Source organism: Neptuniibacter sp. QD48_55 (genome assembly GCF_047778115.1).
Lineage (GTDB): Bacteria > Pseudomonadota > Gammaproteobacteria > Pseudomonadales > Balneatricaceae > Neptuniibacter.
This window is the reverse complement of the sequence record NZ_CP180555.1, coordinates 826,441-843,906: the sequence shown is the minus strand read 5'-3', so window position 1 is coordinate 843,906 and position 17,466 is coordinate 826,441. Positions and strand designations below refer to the sequence as shown.

Genomic DNA, 17,466 nt, shown 5'->3' with positions numbered 1-17,466 from the left:
TTTAGGACTTAGTCGCAATTGGACGAGCTGGATCTCTGATCCACTCGCTCCAAGAACCACTATAAACCCGGCTACCGCTCAATCCCGCAATTTCCATCGCCAATTGATTGTGACAAGCTGTCACACCGGACCCACACATGTGAACCACGGCTTCGACCGATTTACTGCCTAAGACGCTTAACCACTCTTCACGAAGCTGAGCTGCTGGCTTAAATTTACCCTCGGCTAAGTTATCCGTCAGTGGACGGTTTAAAGCACTTGGGACATGACCAGCGATTGGGTCGATTGGCTCCACCTCACCTCTATAGCGCTCGGCTGCACGAGCATCAACAAGATAGATGGACTGAGCATCAAGTGCCTGTTCAACCTCGGCTACCGTCAAATTCTGATTAGGCAGTAACGAGAATGTATACGCAGTAGAAGTCGGTTGTGGGATATGATCATTTAACTCACCACCTAGCGATTGCCAAGCAGCTAGACCACCATCCAACACCGCTACCGCTTTATGTCCCACCAAACGTAACAACCACCAGCAACGCGCCGCCATAGCCCCAGCACAATCGTCATAAACAACGACTTGAGAGTTATTGCTCACACCCGCCTGTGCTAAACGATCGACAAACCGCTCTAAATCAGGCAGCGGATGACGTCCTGTTTCAAGCGTAATCGGTGACGATAGATCATGATCAAGGTCGAGATAGATCGCCCCTGGGATATGCCCATCAAGGTAGGCATTTTTACCTGCAGAGGTATCCGCTAAGTTAAAACGACAATCAAAAACCACCCAATCGGATTCCGATATGTGATTCTGAAGCTCTTCGGCGCTAATGATTGTCGTAAACATATTTAACTTAGCCTTTTTAGGTTTATAGGTAAGCCGCTAGCTCTTCTTGAAGTAGATCAAGTTCATTCTGAGCTTTCTGCTTCTGCTTTTTCTTTAAGCCTTCAACCTGAGCCGTTTTCTCAGCAATAACAGATTGTGCAGCAGCAGCTTTATCGTCCGCTTGCTCAACTTGCTCAAGCAGAGGCTTAAGCTGCATCAAGATACCGCGACGACGGCCTTCTTCAGCACGTGCGATATCTTCTGCAGATTTCTCTTTTTTCTTTTTAACTTCCGTTTTAGCTTCTGCAACGTAAGTTAGTGGGCGAATACCAGCCGCAATTCGCGCCTTATCCATCAACGGAGAAGTGATCTCACGAGCTTTCGCTGCACCTTTCTGTAGAACCTCTTCCACTTCACCAAGATCGTTCATCAACTCATTGTAGCGAGCACGTGGAGCAGACAGTTTTGCGTCTAGGAACTCAAATAGTTCCTTCTTCGCATCGCCCCAACCGATACCGTTTTCGAACTGCTGGCGCATTGCAGCTGCTTCATTTTCATTAGCAAAGCAGTTGTATAGCTGGAAGATTGTGCTGTTATCAGCATCTTTAGGTTCACCCGGCTCGCGCGTGTCCGTTTTGATCTGCTTAATCAGCTTGTATAGCTCATCAGCAGAAGCAAACAACGGAATCGTGTTGTCGTAGCTCTTCGACATCTTACGACCATCTAGACCCGGAATTAGCTGAGTCTGCTCATCCACTACCGCTTCTGGTAATGTGAATAGGTTTTCGTAAGTGTGGTTAAAACGGCCCGCCATATCACGTGCCATCTCAATGTGTTGAATCTGATCCTTACCTACTGGAATAAGATCAGCATTGAACATCAGGATGTCAGCTGCCATTAGAATTGGGTAGCTGAATAGACCCATTGTGATGCCATCATCCAGATCGCTGCTACCCGCATCGCGGTTAGCATCAACAGAAGCTTTGTAAGCGTGAGCACGGTTCATAAGACCTTTAGAACACATGCAGGTTAGAATCCACGTTAGTTCCGTGATCTCAGGGATATCTGTTTGGCGGTAGAACGTCGCTTTATCTGTATCTAAGCCTAGTGCCAACCAAGTCGCTGCGATCTCACGCGTTGATTGAGCAACACGCTCTGGATCGTGGCACTTAATTAATGCGTGGAAATCAGCTAGGAAATAGCAGTTGTTGTACTCACCTGTCTGACTCATTTCGATGGCAGGCTTAATCGCACCCAAGTAATTCCCAATGTGAGGTGTACCTGTAGTAGTGATACCCGTCAGAACAGTTTTCTTATCCATTATTCACTTCTCTAATCTGCATGGCGTTGCCCGCTATAAAAAATGTGGCAACTCAATATATGTCACTAATTTAATGGCGGTTATAATACCGAAAAAACGTGGAGGTTGCCCCCATAACCCTCACTATTCCTTTGCTGTTTCTTGTATCCACCCAATGTCGAGATGACAGCGCTGCTAGGTTAGGGCTTAATAGGCCTACAACAATAACAATACTGAGAATTTTATGACTGATTCTATCGCTTCTTGGGTTACTTTATCCGCTCTGTTTGCCAGTGCTGGCTGGTACATTTTTCAAAGCCCTGAGCGTAATCTCAATGCAATCGTAATGTGTGTGATGTCGGGCATTTTATGCCTGTTCGGCGGCTTCCTTATTTCAGGACTTTTAATGAAGATAACCGGCACGTTAGAAAACCCACTGATTCCAGCGCTACTCGTCTGTGTTGGCACAGCCATCTGCACTGTTGCTCATACGCTTTACAAGAAACGAACCGCCTCTTAATTGCAGATGATTCGATCCAGAAAAGGCCATATTAAAAATGGCCTTTTTTGTATCTACAGACAGGGTTATTATCTATAGACTTTTTACTGCAAAGATAGATTTTTCCTATGCTGATTGTCGTATCACCTGCCAAAACTCTGGATTATGAAACTGCCCCTGTCACTGAAACATACAGCCAGCCAGAGTTTCTTGATCATTCCCAACTTCTCATTGATGAACTGAAAAAGCATTCCGTACAGGATATTGCTCAGATGATGAAGTTGAGCGACAAACTGGCCAGTTTAAACGTTGCCCGTTATGAATCATGGACACCTGAATTCAATACAGAGAACGCTAAACAAGCCGTTCTAGCATTTAAAGGTGATGTATACACAGGCTTAGATGCTGAAACTTTATCGGAAGAAGACCTAGCTTTTGCACAGGATCACCTACGCATCCTTTCAGGTCTTTATGGCGTGTTGAAACCGCTCGATCTGATGCAGCCATATCGATTAGAAATGGGCACAAAGCTAACTAATAGCCGCGGTAAAAACCTATATGAATTTTGGGGCACTCAGATCTGTGAACGCTTGAATCAGGAACTTGCTGAGCAGAAGGAGCAGGTACTGATTAACCTTGCTTCTAATGAGTACTACAAAGCAGCTAAAGAGAAAAACATCTCCGCACGTATCATCACGCCAGCGTTTAAAGACTGGAAAAATGGTCAATATAAGATGATCAGCTTCTACGCTAAAAAAGCTCGAGGTTTGATGACCCGCTACATTATTCAAAACAAGATCGAAAACCCTGAAGACTTAAAAGGCTTTGATCTTGAAGGTTACCGTTTCGCTGAGAGCATGTCCGAAGGCGATACTTGGACATTCATCCGCGATCACGAAGAGTAAACCTCTTCGCTTATCCCAGATACAAAAAAGCCAAAGCATATTGCTTTGGCTTTTTTAGTGGTGGGTATCAGCTTAGTTTTGCTCGATACCGACGATAAACCAATCCGCATTTTCTTTAGTCATATCACGTGCCAAGTGCCACGTTTCATTAAACTCAGTCGCTTCAGAGGCATTCTCTTTCAACCAACCGTAGAAGTTAATGCTCACAATCACCTCATCTTCTTGAGTGATGAAGTTAGCTAACTCAGACATAACCGATACAACTTCTGTTACCTGATCAGCTGGTGACTTAGCACGCTCTTGCTGAAGCGCATTAAACAACTCTTCAGAAGTATACGTACGGATTTCGTCCCAATCAGAACGATCCCAAGCCTTTTGTAGGTTTACAAAGTGCTCACGGGAACCTTCCAAGAATGCGTCTTTATTAAACCAAGAAGGAATCTCGATCTCAGCAGAATCACCCCAACCGGAATCATAAGTAGGCATTGGTTTAAACTCCTGCACGTTCTCAGTTTGAGCTTCGCGCTGCATTGGCTGTGGCTGCTGTTCTGGTGTATAAGGCTGACCTTGCCCATGACCACCTTGCGTTGCGTAATCCGGACGCTGCGCCTGTTTTCGCATCGAGAAGATTTTGTAAACAATAAAGATCACCGCAGCGATTAGAATCAGATCCATAAACTGCAGACCTTCAAACGCCCCACCGAATAGTAACGCGCCAAAAATACCACCCGCCAACAAACCAGCCATCAAACCACCAAAACCTTTTTTCTTAGGTGCTGTAGTTGTGTTTGTTGTCGTTTTATCAGCTTGCTTTTGTTGCTGTTGAGCAGGCTGTGATTTTTTAGGTGAAGAAAAGCTTTTACCAAATGAAGATCCACCACCAAAGCGCTTAGCTTCAGCTGTCTCAGCGATAGGAAGCGAAATCAAAAATACCGCCATTAAAGTAACCAAAAAAGTCCGCATTGTTTCTCCTAAATAACTAACTTTTACCGGTAACTGTACCGGCAACTACAGCAAGATAAATCCCTGTGAATATTAAAGCGATACCCCATAAATGAAAAGCCTGAACCTGCTCTGCGAGGAAAATCACCGACAATACAATTCCCCACATTGGCACTTGGTGAATAAACAACCCTGCTTTATGCGCACCGAGCTTCTCAACACCGTAATTCCAGAAAAGATAAGCCAGAATCGAGGGGAATACTGCTAAGTAAGAGATCAGTAACATCAGATCCGTATCCCACTTAATCTGCAAAGCTCGCTCAGTTTCCAACAGTGAAAGCGGTACTAGAATAATCACCCCTACGGTTAAAGAAACCGAGAAGAACGCAAACCCACTCATCTCTTTCGGTTTCCAACGCAATGCTAGGCTGTAACAAGCCCAAACAAACATTGCGAGTAGCACCCAAAGGTCGCCACTATTGAAATTAAGCGACATTAAAGCCTCAGGATCACCTTTACTGATCAATGCTAAAACACCTAGTAGCGAAAGCAATACACCTAACCATTGCCGCATGGTCGCAGACTCACGAAGCACTAATGTGCTCATACAGAGGATCATGATCGGCATAGAGGATTGCATCAACGTGCCATTCATAGCGGTCGTCGTTTGCAAGCCGATATAAGCTAAGGTGTTGAAGCCAGCAACACTCAAAGCGCCAAACAGCACCAACCTAGGCCAATACTGTCGAATCACATCACGATGCTTATAAATGGCGGGGATAGCAAAAGGTAATAAAATAACGAACGCTAATGACCAGCGAATTAACGCTAGCGTAATCGGAGGGATATCAACAGAAAAAGCACGCGCTAAAACAAAGTTACCCGCCCAAAAAAGCGTGGTAAGCGTTAACAGTAGATAAGCCAAATATGACCTCGAAAGTCTTATTTATTCTTCTGCAAAAAACGCGAAAGTAGACTGTTACTCGCATCATTGCCCGTAATGACATAATGCAGGACATTATAATTATTTACAGTCCATTGCATACGGCGATTGGATTTATTTAAACCACAAATCAGGACTTCATCGCCCTCTTGTAGCTCATCCAACTCGCCGGGCAACATATCAATAAAATCCCCACGCTTTAACATTAGAGGAAAGGCATGTAGATTTTTCTTGCGATTATGAGGGTCTTTAAAGAACAAAGAGAGCGTCAACTCGAAGCCCTGCTTCTTTGCTTCCATAAAAGCAGGTGTTTCTTTCTCGCCTACGGTATAGGCCCAACTATCTAACTCACGGTCCCCTACCACACTGCTCATACGATTAATCAATGTATGTGCCCAGACATCATCAAATTTATTCTGCATCTCTTCGATAAATATAGGCACTAGCGGAGATTTAACATGTGCTAGGATGCGGTTAGCGATAATCCGCCCCGGCTCCATAATAAAATCGGCACGGCTGTTTTTGAAAACTAAGCTATTCGCGTGGATGTTCTGCCTAACCACAGTTAGGAGCTTGGGATTCAATTCACGAGCGGTCATCATAATAGACAGATTATCGGCATCATTATTAGTACCCGCAACGATACCCACCGCATCCATAACACCCGCTTCCATCAGGGTAACCGCTTCCGTACCAACACCGGTAACTTGATGGGGAAGGTCTTTTATCTTTTCAGCATCAATATCTAAAACTGTCAGTTCGACATCACTTTCATCAAAATCGCGATATAACGCACGGCCAAAACGGCCATGCCCGCAGATGATCCAACGCCCTTTCGTACGTTGATATACGCTGGAAAGCGGGCGATGGAATGGATTGTGTATCCAGTCATATACCAGATGCATATAAGGAGCATGAGCTGCTAAAGACAGATACTGTGCGTAAGTCCGGAACGGGTCCACCACCAGATCCGTACCAAAAGATTTTAGGTTGGCGGAGGTAATATCAGATTCGGTACGACTGATCACCATCCGCTCAGGATTTAGCAGTTTACTAGCGATAGCAATAGATAGGTTAACCTGATCATGATTAGTTAACGCCATCACCCCTATACATTTAGGATGCTGCAGGCCAGCGGCATCCAAAATATCAGGAAGCGAGGCATCAGCACAAAGTGCGGAAACAGAGATAGGTAATTCATCCATCTCTAACGCATCTATTTTGTCCTGATTGATATCGACTACCACCACACGAATATCACGTCGTACTAGCTGCTGAACAACGACACTACCGGTCACACCGTAGCCACATATCAGATAGAAGGGTTCGTTCATCTGCCGGACATCTGCAGTAAAGGAACGCCTACGCATCATGCGGCCAAATACGGGTTCTTGTATCAAAGCCAGTGTCGTACCTATACCGTATAACCAAGCGATTACCGTGGCGTAGATACAAAAGAGCGTCCACATACGTTGAGCAGAGGTGAATTCATAAGGAATTTCACCAAAGCCGATGGTAGACCCCATAAAGGAGACAAAGTAAACCGCATGGAAGAAATCCATTCGGTAAACATTACCCTGATCATCCTCCCCAGGTATAAGTACAAATCCAAGTACTGAGATGGAGTAAACAACAATCAGAGTAATTAACGGCACTCTTAAGCGCCGTAAAAATAGATAGATAACGTTATTCATAAAGAATAATCGCTCAGTGCTTATCGACGCAGCATGGCAGTTTCAACTACCAACAAAATAACCGAGATAACATTGGCTAAGAGCGCGCCAGCACTTAGAGAAACAACGCTCGACATATTAGATGGGTCCATACCAATACCGCTAATCTGCTCTGCGTAACCCCAAATCCCTGCAGCGACGATTAGTTGCAGGTCAGCAACTAATGAGGTAGCTAGCATCAGTGCACCTAGATGTGTTCGGTCACCAAATTTAATGACTGTACAGATCATGCTGACAACTAATGCAGCAAAAAACTCGTAAACGTTATGGTGAGCTGGGTTTTCTATATCCCCAAGAAAGAAGCCAAAGTTGAGCGTCAATGCCAACACAATAAAAAACGCAAAAATCACTTTTTCCTTGTTCATCGCTTCCTTCAACTCCTGAACTTTTTTAACGAAGATCTGGATTGTAACACCCACGCATACTAAATCCATTGAGTTGGATTAAGGAACCCTAACCGTTATGCTTTGTCACAATATAACATTTTGGTGTTTTTACGATTTAAGGCTTATTTTTATGCTAACTCTTTCCATGCCACGGCTAGTTGTTTTTGCTGGTCTATTGTCTGCAGTTTTATCCACATCAGTATTCGCAGACGTCGAAAAAAGTCCCAACGATCCAAATATGTATCGCAGCCTAACCTTAGATAATCAGCTGCGCGTTTTATTGATCTCGAATCCTAAAAGTGACAAAGCGGCTGCCTCGATGAATGTAGCTGTGGGCTCTAGCGCTAACCCTAAAGATCGTGCGGGCCTAGCCCATTATCTAGAACACATGCTGTTCCTAGGCACCGAAAAATACCCAGCAGCGGATGAATATCAGAGTTTCATCCGTTCTCACGGTGGCGGCCATAATGCTTATACGTCGATGGAAAACACCAACTATTTCTTTGATGTCACAGCTGACAATTTAGAACCTGCTTTAGATCGCTTTGCCCAATTCTTTATTGCGCCGCTATTTGATGAAAAATACGTAGATCGCGAGCGTCATGCTGTTCACTCGGAATATCAATCAAAGATTAAAGATGATTACCGTCGTAGCTATGCAGTAACAAAATCTTTAATGAACCAACAAAATAGCCACAACTGGTTTGCAGTGGGTAGTTTAGAAACCCTAGCAAATACTCCCGAGCGTCCAATCCGTAAGGAATTAATCGAATTTTATCAACGCTATTATTCTGCCAATCTGATGGCGCTTGCCGTGCAAGGCCGAGAGCCGCTGGACCAATTAGAGCAGATGGTAAGAGAGAAATTCAGTGCGGTTAAAAACTACGATTCTAAAGCGTTTGAAACCCAAACATCTCTGTTTAATCCGAAGCAACTACCGCAGTTGGTTAAGATCAAAAGCGTAAAAGATATCCGCTCACTTACGCTAACCTTCCCTACTGCTGAAACTCGCAGTCATTGGGAAAGCAAGCCGCTGTATTACATCAGCAACCTGATTGGTTATGAAGGCAAAGGTAGCTTACTTTCTCTACTGAAAGAGAAAGGTTTGGCAACGTCCCTTTCAGCTTCACAAGGTCATGATTTGGATAACCAAGCTAGCTTTATGGTCAGCATGCGCCTAACCGAACAAGGGCTTGAGCAATACCAGCAAGTTATCCAAATGGTATTCCAGTATGTTGAATTGCTAAAACAGAGCGGAATTCAAAAAGCGTTATTTGATGAAGAGAAACAACTGAGCAACATCCGTTTCACCTTTCAGGAGCAATCAGAACCCATCCACATGGTGAGCGGTTTGACACGACAGATGCAATTTTTCCCAACGGAGAAAGTCATCTCTGCGAACTATACCTTTAATGAGTTTAAGCCTGAGCTGATTAAGCAATATCTGGATCAGATCAAGCCAGAGAATATGCTGGTAACCATTAAAGCGCGTGATGTTAAAGGCAACCAAACAGAACCTGACTACAACGTACCTTTTGAAGTTTCTCAGTTTAACGCGGAAACCTTGAATAGCTTCGCCGTAAAAGCAATTGATCCTAAATTAACGGTTCGCAGCACTAACCCATTTATTGCCCAAGACTTAGATCTTCTAGCAGCAGAAACTAAACAAGCGCCTTATATGCTGCAAGATAAACAAGGTTTCGAACATTGGCATTTAACCGATGTAAGCTTTAATGTGCCGAAAGCAAATGCCTATTTCACACTACAAACCCCATATGCCAATACCAGCGCTAAAAACTGGGTGATGAACAGCCTCTTCACTGAGATGCTGCAAGAGCAACTCAATGAAACACTCTACGATGCTTATCTAGCTGGTCTAGGCACGAATATTTACCCACATATGAAGGGCTTTACGGTTCGCTTATCTGGTTATAACGACAAGCTAGATCTACTAACAAAAGATGTGGTTTCTGCGATTAATAAACCGGACCTACCAAAAGAGCGTTTTGAGATCCTTAAGCAGAAGTATCTAGATAACTTAGCGAACCAGCTAAATGATAAACCGTACAATCAAACGACGAGCCGTCTGTATGAATTGCTTCTACCTCAATGGAGCAATGCAGAGGAACGTCGTGAAGCAGAAAAACTGACGGTTAGAGATCTTGCCGCTTATGCTGCTAAATTGCAGGAAACGCCGGATATTAAACTACTCACACATGGCAATTTAAGCGCAACAGACGCCGAAACTGTGGCTTCATTGATTAAAGATAACCTGTGGCAATCAGGCGCTAAAGAAGTGGCACCTGTTCAGGTAGTTCAAGTACCACGCCAGCAGCAACTTACAGATAAGTTAGTGATTGATCATGATGATTCGGCGATCTCTGTTTTGCTACAAGGCAATAACAACAGTAACAAAGAGAAAGCTGAATTCTCTGTATTGAGCGAAATTTTATCCGCACCTTTCTATAATCAGCTGCGCACCGAAAAACAATTAGGTTACATCGTCTTCGGTACACCTCTGCAGATGCACAAAACACCGGGTATTGCATTTATTGTGCAATCCCCTGTGGCAGACGGCAAAACTCTGGTAAAAGAGATTGATCAGTTCTTAATGCAATCGAGCAATTTGATCTCGCAATTAAACCAGGAAGAGCTGAACAAATTTAAACGCAGTGTGATTTCAAGAATAACAAAGCAGGATAAAAAGCTATCCAGTCGTACTAAGCGGTTCTGGAGAGAGCTCGATTGGGGTGAAACAGAGTTTGATACCCGCAAGAAGCTTGCGGAAGCTGTAGAGAAAGTAACCTTAGACGATCTATCCAAACGCTACGCAGGTTTGTTTGATCGCCGTTTAACGGTCTTAAGCACAGGCAAGAAGTTTGAACGCCCTACAACCGAGCCGACACAATTAACTCGATTATTTAAGCAACGTAGAGATCAGGGCGCTTTCACTCCTGATAACTGAAGGTCCCTCTCACTAAGAAAATCGCACGATTATTGGTCTGGATTAATAATCGTGCGTTTTTTAGCTTTTTCTTGCTCTAATTCCAACTGTTTTTGCTTTTGCGCTTCTATCGGTCGGAAATAAACAGAATCTTTTACTTCAGGCTCAACTAGCTCTTCACAACCTTGCCCTAAGATAAGGCATCGCGCTTTTTTCTCATCCTTACCGATCTGGACAAAGATCTTGTCCTCACCTTTTAATGGTGGCTTTTTCGGTTTGCCTACCGGTACTTCATTTACCACTGGTGGAACATAAGGAATCACCACAGGTTCAGGCAGATTGCTGGGCAGGTCTTTAGGTTGAACCTCATTCATCCTTTCTTTATCGAAGGTGCCCCTTCGCCAATCTTTATAGGCAGTTTCACCATCTACCGTGCCATAGTAATAGCCTTTAGGTGAGGTGATATCGTATTCGATAGGCAGTTCAACCTCTTCCTCCGCATAGATAGCGCAAGAAAAAAGTAAAAGACCGAGAACAGCCGATCTAGTAAGCATCGTCAAAAGCATCTTCCATAGGATAAATAGCCTCAGCGTATACAGCTAACTCTTCTAGAATATGGCGTTTATTATCATCCATTTCAGGCTGACCATAGAGCTCATTCAATCGCTGATAGAATGTATCCATAGTCAAATGACCGCCCTCGCCCTTTAACAACTTACGACGACGGTAATCTTCCCATTGCATCTGCTCTTCGTGGCTTAACACGGAGCTGCAATTACGCGCTTTATAGCGCAACAACATCTCCTCAAGCCGAGGATCTTGGAATGGCAGATCCAGCTCAGCCAACTCCATAGGGCCCGTTTGGCGAATTTGATCCATAGATTTACGATCAGATGGCGTAAAGAAACCGCCACTGTATAGCATCATATCCGGATCGCTTTCCGCCTCAAAAGGGCTCTCACTATAGATATCGGCAATTTTCTGCGACAGACCAGTAAAACTTCTTAGCATCTGCAAATGCGTTCGACACACATCCCCATCAATCTGCAAACGGGCCGCTTCCTCAGTATTCAACATGCCGGCAGGCGCTATGATCGGGCACTTATTTATATGCACCTGCTTTAACGCAATTTTCGGGTCTGCGTCAGTGAGTTCTGAATGCTTGGTATAAAGTAAACGCCTCAACTCTTCGACCGGTAATTGCATCAGAGGTTCTGGATTCACACGCAGATCCCACACTAACACCCCATTTTTATTCACAGGGTGTGTCGCCAAGGGTGCCACAATAGCAGCATTACCATGTTCAACCGGATAACGAGAAGAAACATGCAACACAGGCTTATGACTTTGCGGGTCTAGAAGGTTTTGAATAGATTGCTTACTGCGGTTATTTAGCACGTAATTAAATAACTTAGGCTGCTTATCCCGAACCAGCTTTGCCATCTCAATCGTGGCATACACATCTGATAAAGCATCATGGGCATGACCATGATCAATACCATTAGCTACCGTTAAATCTTCTAGCCTTAGACTTGGAGATCCATCTTCATATTTAGGCCAAGTAATCCCTTCAGGGCGTAAGGATCGAGTTAATCGCAACATATCGATAATATCCCAACGGGAACAACCGTTTTGCCACTCTCGGGAATAGGGATCAAAGAAGTTACGATACAAACCATATCGCGTTACTTCATCATCAAAACGAATGCTGTTGTAGCCCACACCACAAGTACCAGGACGAGCAAGCTGCTCATGAATCTGTGCAAAGAAATCCGCTTCACACACACCCTCTTCTATCGCTTTTTGCGGTGTAATCCCTGTAATCAAACACGCTTCTGGATGAGGGAGTTGGTCCTCACTTGGTTTGCAATAAAACATCACCGGCTCTTCGATGATGTTTAGCTGATCATCGGTACGAATACCAGCAAACTGGACCGGCCAATCGCGTTTAGGATCTGCGCCAAATGTTTCATAGTCATGCCAAAAAAATGTTAAAGGCGCATTAGCCATAAATTATCCTTGCCAAAAGGGTAAATCTGATAGATATAATGTGGTTATTAGCTATATATTTTAAAAGAATAGCCAATAGAACGCTCTGTATTTCAGATTAACATTTCAATGTTAAGGGTTCACCCATGTCTCATAATCAGGATGTAATGAACAAAGTTTGTCCCTGTGGTTCCAACAAACCTTTTGATTACTGCTGCAAACCAATCGTACAAGGGCAAAAACCTGCACCAACGGCGGAAGCATTGATGCGATCCCGCTACACAGCCTTCGCGCTGGGTGCTATCGATTATCTAATCAATACCACTGCGCCAGAAAACCGCGGCGAAGACGATGCCGAAATTTTAGCCGACCAAGTGAAATACACTAACTGGACAGGCCTAACAATTTTGGACACAAACCAAGGCAATCGATCTGACGAAACCGGAATGGTTGAGTTCGAAGCCAATTTCGAAACGGATGATCAAAGTGGTACTTTGTATGAAAAATCGAACTTCCGCAAAGATGATGGATTCTGGTTCTACGTCGACGGTGATGTAGAGGTTAGGACCTAGTAAGAAGACAATTTTTCATCTTTCATAAGGGCTCGGTAAGCAAAATTTGCTTTTTTTATCCGTGCCCTTTCCCAAAGACCTTCTATTTCTTGGGCTTAGCAACAAACCCTAACTCTGTAATAGTCTGAGTTTGCCTTTTCTTTTGTCACAGTCTCTCAAAAAAAACTCTCTTTGCTGGCACATTATCTTAATGTCAACGCTGTCAGAATCCTAATTCTCAGGTAGAATATTGGCCCTTAAAGGTAGCGCGTTCCATCATATATACGCGTAGCCGTAGAAGTACAGGTCACTATGCTAGCAAGATTTTTAAAGCCAAATTGGCAACATGCCAAGCCCGAAAAGCGGATCAAAGCGATTGCAAAGCTTCGCGAAACTGATGCCGATGCACAAACTATCCTATCGCAGCTAGCACTGAAGGATGAGGATGAAACAGTACGCTTAAGTGCTACTGAAAAGCTCTCCGACCTTAACTTATTAGTCCAGATTAGCCAGAACGACAGTTCTAGCAATATCCAGCAGTTAGCTCTACACCAAATTAGTCAGATTCTTCTGAGCCAAGAAGAAACACCGCTTCAGGAAGAAAAAAGTACCGCGCTGGCCTACATTACAGATAGCGATCTACTGACTCACATTGCTCTTAATAGCCAAGACGAACAACTTCGTGAGCAAGCCGTTACCCAAGTTACTGACGATCATGACCTTGTTCTTATCGCAGAGAAAAGCCAACGGGCTAGTTTGCGCGTCCTAGCTGCCGGACAGATCAATAGTGAAGAGATTCTTGAGCAACTCCAAAAGGCAGCTCGCAATAAAGATAAAGGCGTCGTTAAAGTCACTAAAGAAAAGCTTCAAGTCATTCGCGAACAACATAAGCGAGAACAAGTTCAACAAGAAGCGATCCAGAAACAGTTAGCGTCTATTCAACAACTCTCAACAACTGAATTCTTCCCGCTGTATTCCGCGAAGATGACTGCTATTGAAGCAGACTGGGAAAAACTTCGCCCTTCGACGAATGCCGAACAACAAGAGCTTTTCCAAGAGAACCTTATTCGCTGTTCCGAAAAAATCCAAAAGCATGCTGCAGAACAGCAAGCTAAACAAGAGAAAGCAGCTCAGCTGGAGAAGCAAAAAGCACAAAGCCACGCTGTTTACTCTGAACTTTGCATTCTAAAAGAACAAAGCACCGCATTACCCGCAGATCAGGAACAGCTAAAATCATTCCAGTCTCGATTGGAATCACTTTGTACTGATTGGACAGCAGTTAAGCAATACAGCAGCAAAGATGAGCAGGCTAGCTTCGATAAAATCACCGCTCAATTAAAGAACCTATTGGTTTCTTATTTTCACCTGCTTGAAGCTGAAGAGAAAATTAAAGCTCTGTGTACTGTATTGAATAGTTCATCTGAAATAGAGCCATTAAACAAAGCCGCGCAAGAAGCTACACAGCTGATAAACAAATTTAGCTGGCCTAAATTACAAGAGAAGCCTGCTTCACTAGCACAGCTAGAAGAAGGCATAGCTAACGCGAAGTTGCGTCTAGACGCCGATAATAATCATGCGCTACAGCAACAAAAAGAGCTTAGCGATGTCTTAGACGGGCTAAAATCTGCGATCTCATCCGGCGAAATTCGCTCAGCAGATAAGCAAATTAAAAAAGCGGAACAGCTAAGCAAACGCTTAAATGGCAATCTAACGCCAGAGCTTGAACAGCGCATTAAAGCACTTGGAGCAGAACTCCAAGAGATTAGGGATTGGCAAGCTTATGCAGTTGCACCGAAAAAAGAATCCCTATGTGAAGAGATGGAAGCGCTTAGCCAATCCAACCTAGCAGTACAAGATTTAGCAACCCAAGTTCGTAGAATCCAGAAAGAGTGGAAACTACTTGATGCGACCGATTCGGTTCATTCGCAACAGCTTTGGAAGCGTTTCAAGAAGGCCTCTGACACTGCATATGCGCCTTGTGACCAGCACTTTGCTCAACAACGAGATATTCGCAAGAGCAATTTAGAAAAGCGCCAACTGATCTTAGAGGAGCTAAAAAACCTACAAGCACCTCAAGAAGAGACTGTCGAAAGCTGGAAAGACTATAGTCATCAGATCCATCAAGCGAAAACAGAATGGCGCAATTACTCTCCTGTTGATCGTGCTCCAGGTAAAAAGCTACAAGTTCAATTCGATCAACTGCTAAAAGAGTTAGATGCGCCGCTAAAAGAGATTCGACAAGCGAACGCCAAAGAAAAACAAAGTTTAATCGCCGAAACAGAGCAACTTCTGCAAGCAACAAATCTTCATGATGCAACAGAGCAGGTTAAAGAGCTGCAAAAGGCTTGGAAACTAATTGGCCCTGCTCCACGTAATCAGGAACGAAAGCTTTGGAACCAATTCAGAGAGAACTGCAGTCAAATTTTTGAAATGTATTTCGCTGATAAATCATCATCGAAAGAAGGCAGCTCTCCGTCACAAAACAGTAATGCTTTAGAAAAGCAGTGCACTGAACTTGAACAGCTGATTGAAACCGGCGCCAGTCTAAACCATCTACAAGAATTGCTTGGCTCAATGCAACAGCACCTTCCGGTAGAGGACGAAACGCTATCTGAGCGTATCGAGAAAGCGATTAACTATGTGCAGCGCCAAAAGCACGAGTTAAAACAATTTGAGTCTGAGCCATATCTGACGATTCAGCGTAAAGCAGAGATCTGTGAACAGCTTGAACATGCAATTTTGGATGAAACGACAAGCGACTGCTTAGACACACTGCGAGAAGCTTGGGAACACGAACCTGCATCACCTTCTGATACATCAGATATTGATCAGCGCTTTGCTGTTCTGCTATCTCTGATCTCTAATCCAGATCAAATGGATGAGATGATCAATACCCAAGAGCAACGTTTGCGTCATCTGTGCATTCGCTTGGAGATCGCAACTTCTCAGCCGTCACCACCGGAAGATCAAGCACTGCGCATGGAATATCAGATGGAACGCTTACAGCAAGCACTAGCTGAACAAAAGCAGGGCTTTAATCTCAGTGAGATCAAACAGCTTGAACAAGAATGGCTAGGCATACCTTTTGCCGCTCATTTCGAAGAGTTCAATGAACGCTTTGAAGAAAGATTGCAGCAATTACTGTAAAAAGATTAGAAACAAAAAAACCGCTAAAAAGCGGTTTTTTTATATATAAGCTATTCAGCTTTATGACATGTGCAAGCCGCCATTCACCGACATATCCGCACCTGTGATATAACCAGAATGCTCGCCACACAAGAAATTACACATGTGACCAATCTCTTCAGGCGTACCAAAACGACCTACAGGGATACCAGCGCAAATCTGATCTTGAATCTCTTGAGCGATCTTCGCCACCATTGCAGTTTTAATATAACCAGGCGAAACAGTATTTACCGTCACACCTTTACGTGCAACCTCTTGAGCCAAGGCTTTAGTGAAACCATGAATACCTGCTTTTGCTGCAGAGTAGTTACACTGACCAAACTGACCTTTCTGAGCGTTTACGGAAGAGATATTGATGATACGGCCCCAGCCGCTATCAATCATGCCGTTAATAACTAAACGGGTCATGTGGAACATAGAATCAAGGTTTGCTGTTAACACCTCATCCCACTGTTCCCAGCTCATCTTTTTAAACTGGCCATCGCGAGTAATACCAGCATTGTTGATAAGAATATCAATTGAGCCACCAGTTAGCTCTTCTACTGTAGCGATACATTGTGCACAAGACTCAGCGTCCGTTACATCGCCGTAAGCCACATCGATATCATAACCTGCTGCTTTTTGCTCTGCTTGCCAAGCTTGAGCTTTTGAATGATCTCCACCGCTGTTGTAACCAGCAACTACTCGGAATCCACCATCAACCAATTCACGGCAAATAGATGTTCCTAAGCCACCTGTTCCACCTGTTACTAGGGCAATTTTCTGACCCATGTTACATCCCCTTATACGCATTTGTGCTTTGTAGTAATTATTTATGGTCCATCATTTCCAAACTAAGAATACCGACCAGCTCGAGGCTTTATAAAGGTATTTCATAAGTTGGTTATATATCGATCATAATCCGATCTCTTCAACGATAATAATATGACTTTGGTTGAAGAGTAATAAGGATAATCCAATACTATGAAATAAAAGTGACAAACCAGCACATCCGAGGAAGCTGACGCAATGCAACAATAATATTCGCGATTGAATCTATAACGGCAAAAGAGATGTATAGAACAAAAAACAACAGAAATTAAGAAACCGGCATAAAGACTGGCTTTTCAGTAAGTTAAGAATATTGATCAGATTAAGAATGTAAATTTCTTTATCGTTAAGAAAAGCCATTAAACTATCTATTTTTTACCGCATCGCAACAACCGCTAGCATTGTAAAATAGTTAACAGTTTTAACGAGTTAGAGCGACGTAAACAGAAAGTTTA

General features: G+C 43.7%; 14 protein-coding genes. 5 read left to right on the top strand and 9 right to left on the bottom strand.

All coding sequences use genetic code 11. The features are described 5' to 3' along the window. Window position 1: 1 nt before the first annotated feature. Complete coding sequence (locus ACMXYW_RS03735) at window positions 2-844, bottom strand: sulfurtransferase (RefSeq protein WP_415905266.1); 843 nt, start codon at window positions 842-844, stop codon at window positions 2-4. Between the two features lie 22 nt (window positions 845-866). Beyond that, window positions 867-2,144: a tryptophan--tRNA ligase gene (locus tag ACMXYW_RS03730; RefSeq protein ID WP_415905265.1), complete on the bottom strand. Its 1,278-nt coding sequence runs from the start codon at window positions 2,142-2,144 to the stop codon at window positions 867-869. A 223-nt stretch (window positions 2,145-2,367) separates the two neighbouring features. Here ACMXYW_RS03730 and ACMXYW_RS03725 point away from each other — a divergent pair, with 223 nt between their 5' ends. Together ACMXYW_RS03725 and yaaA are read left to right on the top strand one after the other, a co-directional pair. Further along, a complete protein-coding gene (locus ACMXYW_RS03725; RefSeq protein WP_415883680.1) occupies window positions 2,368-2,643 on the top strand; it encodes a hypothetical protein in 276 nt (91 codons plus the stop codon). Window positions 2,644-2,750: 107 nt separating this feature from the next. Beyond that, entirely contained in the window at window positions 2,751-3,527 is a 777-nt protein-coding gene (gene yaaA, locus ACMXYW_RS03720) for a peroxide stress protein YaaA (RefSeq protein ID WP_415905264.1), read from the top strand. 72 nt (window positions 3,528-3,599) lie between these two features. Here the strand turns inward: yaaA and ACMXYW_RS03715 are convergent, their stop codons facing one another. Genes ACMXYW_RS03715 through ACMXYW_RS03700 form a run of 4 tightly spaced genes read right to left on the bottom strand, consistent with a single transcriptional unit; the run spans window position 3,600 to window position 7,564 of the window. After that, window positions 3,600-4,490, bottom strand: coding sequence for a Tim44 domain-containing protein (locus ACMXYW_RS03715; RefSeq protein ID WP_415905263.1), 891 nt, complete (start codon window positions 4,488-4,490; stop codon window positions 3,600-3,602). 16 nt (window positions 4,491-4,506) lie between these two features. Then, the gene (locus ACMXYW_RS03710; protein ID WP_415905262.1) at window positions 4,507-5,394 is read right to left on the bottom strand and encodes a DMT family transporter; all 888 of its coding nucleotides are present in this window, start codon (window positions 5,392-5,394) and stop codon (window positions 4,507-4,509) included. Window positions 5,395-5,411: 17 nt separating this feature from the next. After that, the gene (locus ACMXYW_RS03705) at window positions 5,412-7,067 is read right to left on the bottom strand and encodes an NAD-binding protein (protein WP_415905261.1); all 1,656 of its coding nucleotides are present in this window, start codon (window positions 7,065-7,067) and stop codon (window positions 5,412-5,414) included. A gap of 59 nt (window positions 7,068-7,126) precedes the next feature. After that, the gene (locus ACMXYW_RS03700) at window positions 7,127-7,564 is read right to left on the bottom strand and encodes a DUF6394 family protein (protein WP_415883675.1); all 438 of its coding nucleotides are present in this window, start codon (window positions 7,562-7,564) and stop codon (window positions 7,127-7,129) included. Window positions 7,565-7,661: 97 nt separating this feature from the next. Here ACMXYW_RS03700 and ACMXYW_RS03695 point away from each other — a divergent pair, with 97 nt between their 5' ends. Then, window positions 7,662-10,496 (top strand): insulinase family protein, encoded by a 2,835-nt coding sequence (locus tag ACMXYW_RS03695; RefSeq protein ID WP_415905260.1) that lies wholly within the window; start codon window positions 7,662-7,664, stop codon window positions 10,494-10,496. 29 nt (window positions 10,497-10,525) lie between these two features. Here the strand turns inward: ACMXYW_RS03695 and ACMXYW_RS03690 are convergent, their stop codons facing one another. Next, window positions 10,526-11,029 carry a hypothetical protein gene (locus ACMXYW_RS03690; protein WP_415905259.1) on the bottom strand — a complete coding sequence of 168 codons (504 nt, stop codon included), beginning with the start codon at window positions 11,027-11,029 and terminating at the stop codon, window positions 10,526-10,528. Next, the gene (gene sbcB, locus ACMXYW_RS03685; protein WP_415897633.1) at window positions 11,019-12,485 is read right to left on the bottom strand and encodes an exodeoxyribonuclease I; all 1,467 of its coding nucleotides are present in this window, start codon (window positions 12,483-12,485) and stop codon (window positions 11,019-11,021) included. The genes ACMXYW_RS03690 and sbcB overlap by 11 nt, the downstream gene beginning before the upstream one ends. A 125-nt stretch (window positions 12,486-12,610) precedes the next feature. On the opposite strand from sbcB, the gene ACMXYW_RS03680 reads away from it, so the two are divergent. Together ACMXYW_RS03680 and ACMXYW_RS03675 are read left to right on the top strand one after the other, a co-directional pair. Then, window positions 12,611-13,036 carry a YchJ family protein gene (locus ACMXYW_RS03680; RefSeq protein ID WP_415887140.1) on the top strand — a complete coding sequence of 142 codons (426 nt, stop codon included), beginning with the start codon at window positions 12,611-12,613 and terminating at the stop codon, window positions 13,034-13,036. Between the two features lie 291 nt (window positions 13,037-13,327). Beyond that, complete coding sequence (locus ACMXYW_RS03675; RefSeq protein ID WP_415905258.1) at window positions 13,328-16,162, top strand: DUF349 domain-containing protein; 2,835 nt, start codon at window positions 13,328-13,330, stop codon at window positions 16,160-16,162. 60 nt (window positions 16,163-16,222) lie between these two features. Here the strand turns inward: ACMXYW_RS03675 and phbB are convergent, their stop codons facing one another. Next, the gene (gene phbB / locus ACMXYW_RS03670; protein ID WP_415905257.1) at window positions 16,223-16,972 is read right to left on the bottom strand and encodes an acetoacetyl-CoA reductase; all 750 of its coding nucleotides are present in this window, start codon (window positions 16,970-16,972) and stop codon (window positions 16,223-16,225) included. Between the last annotated feature and the right edge of the window lie 494 nt (window positions 16,973-17,466).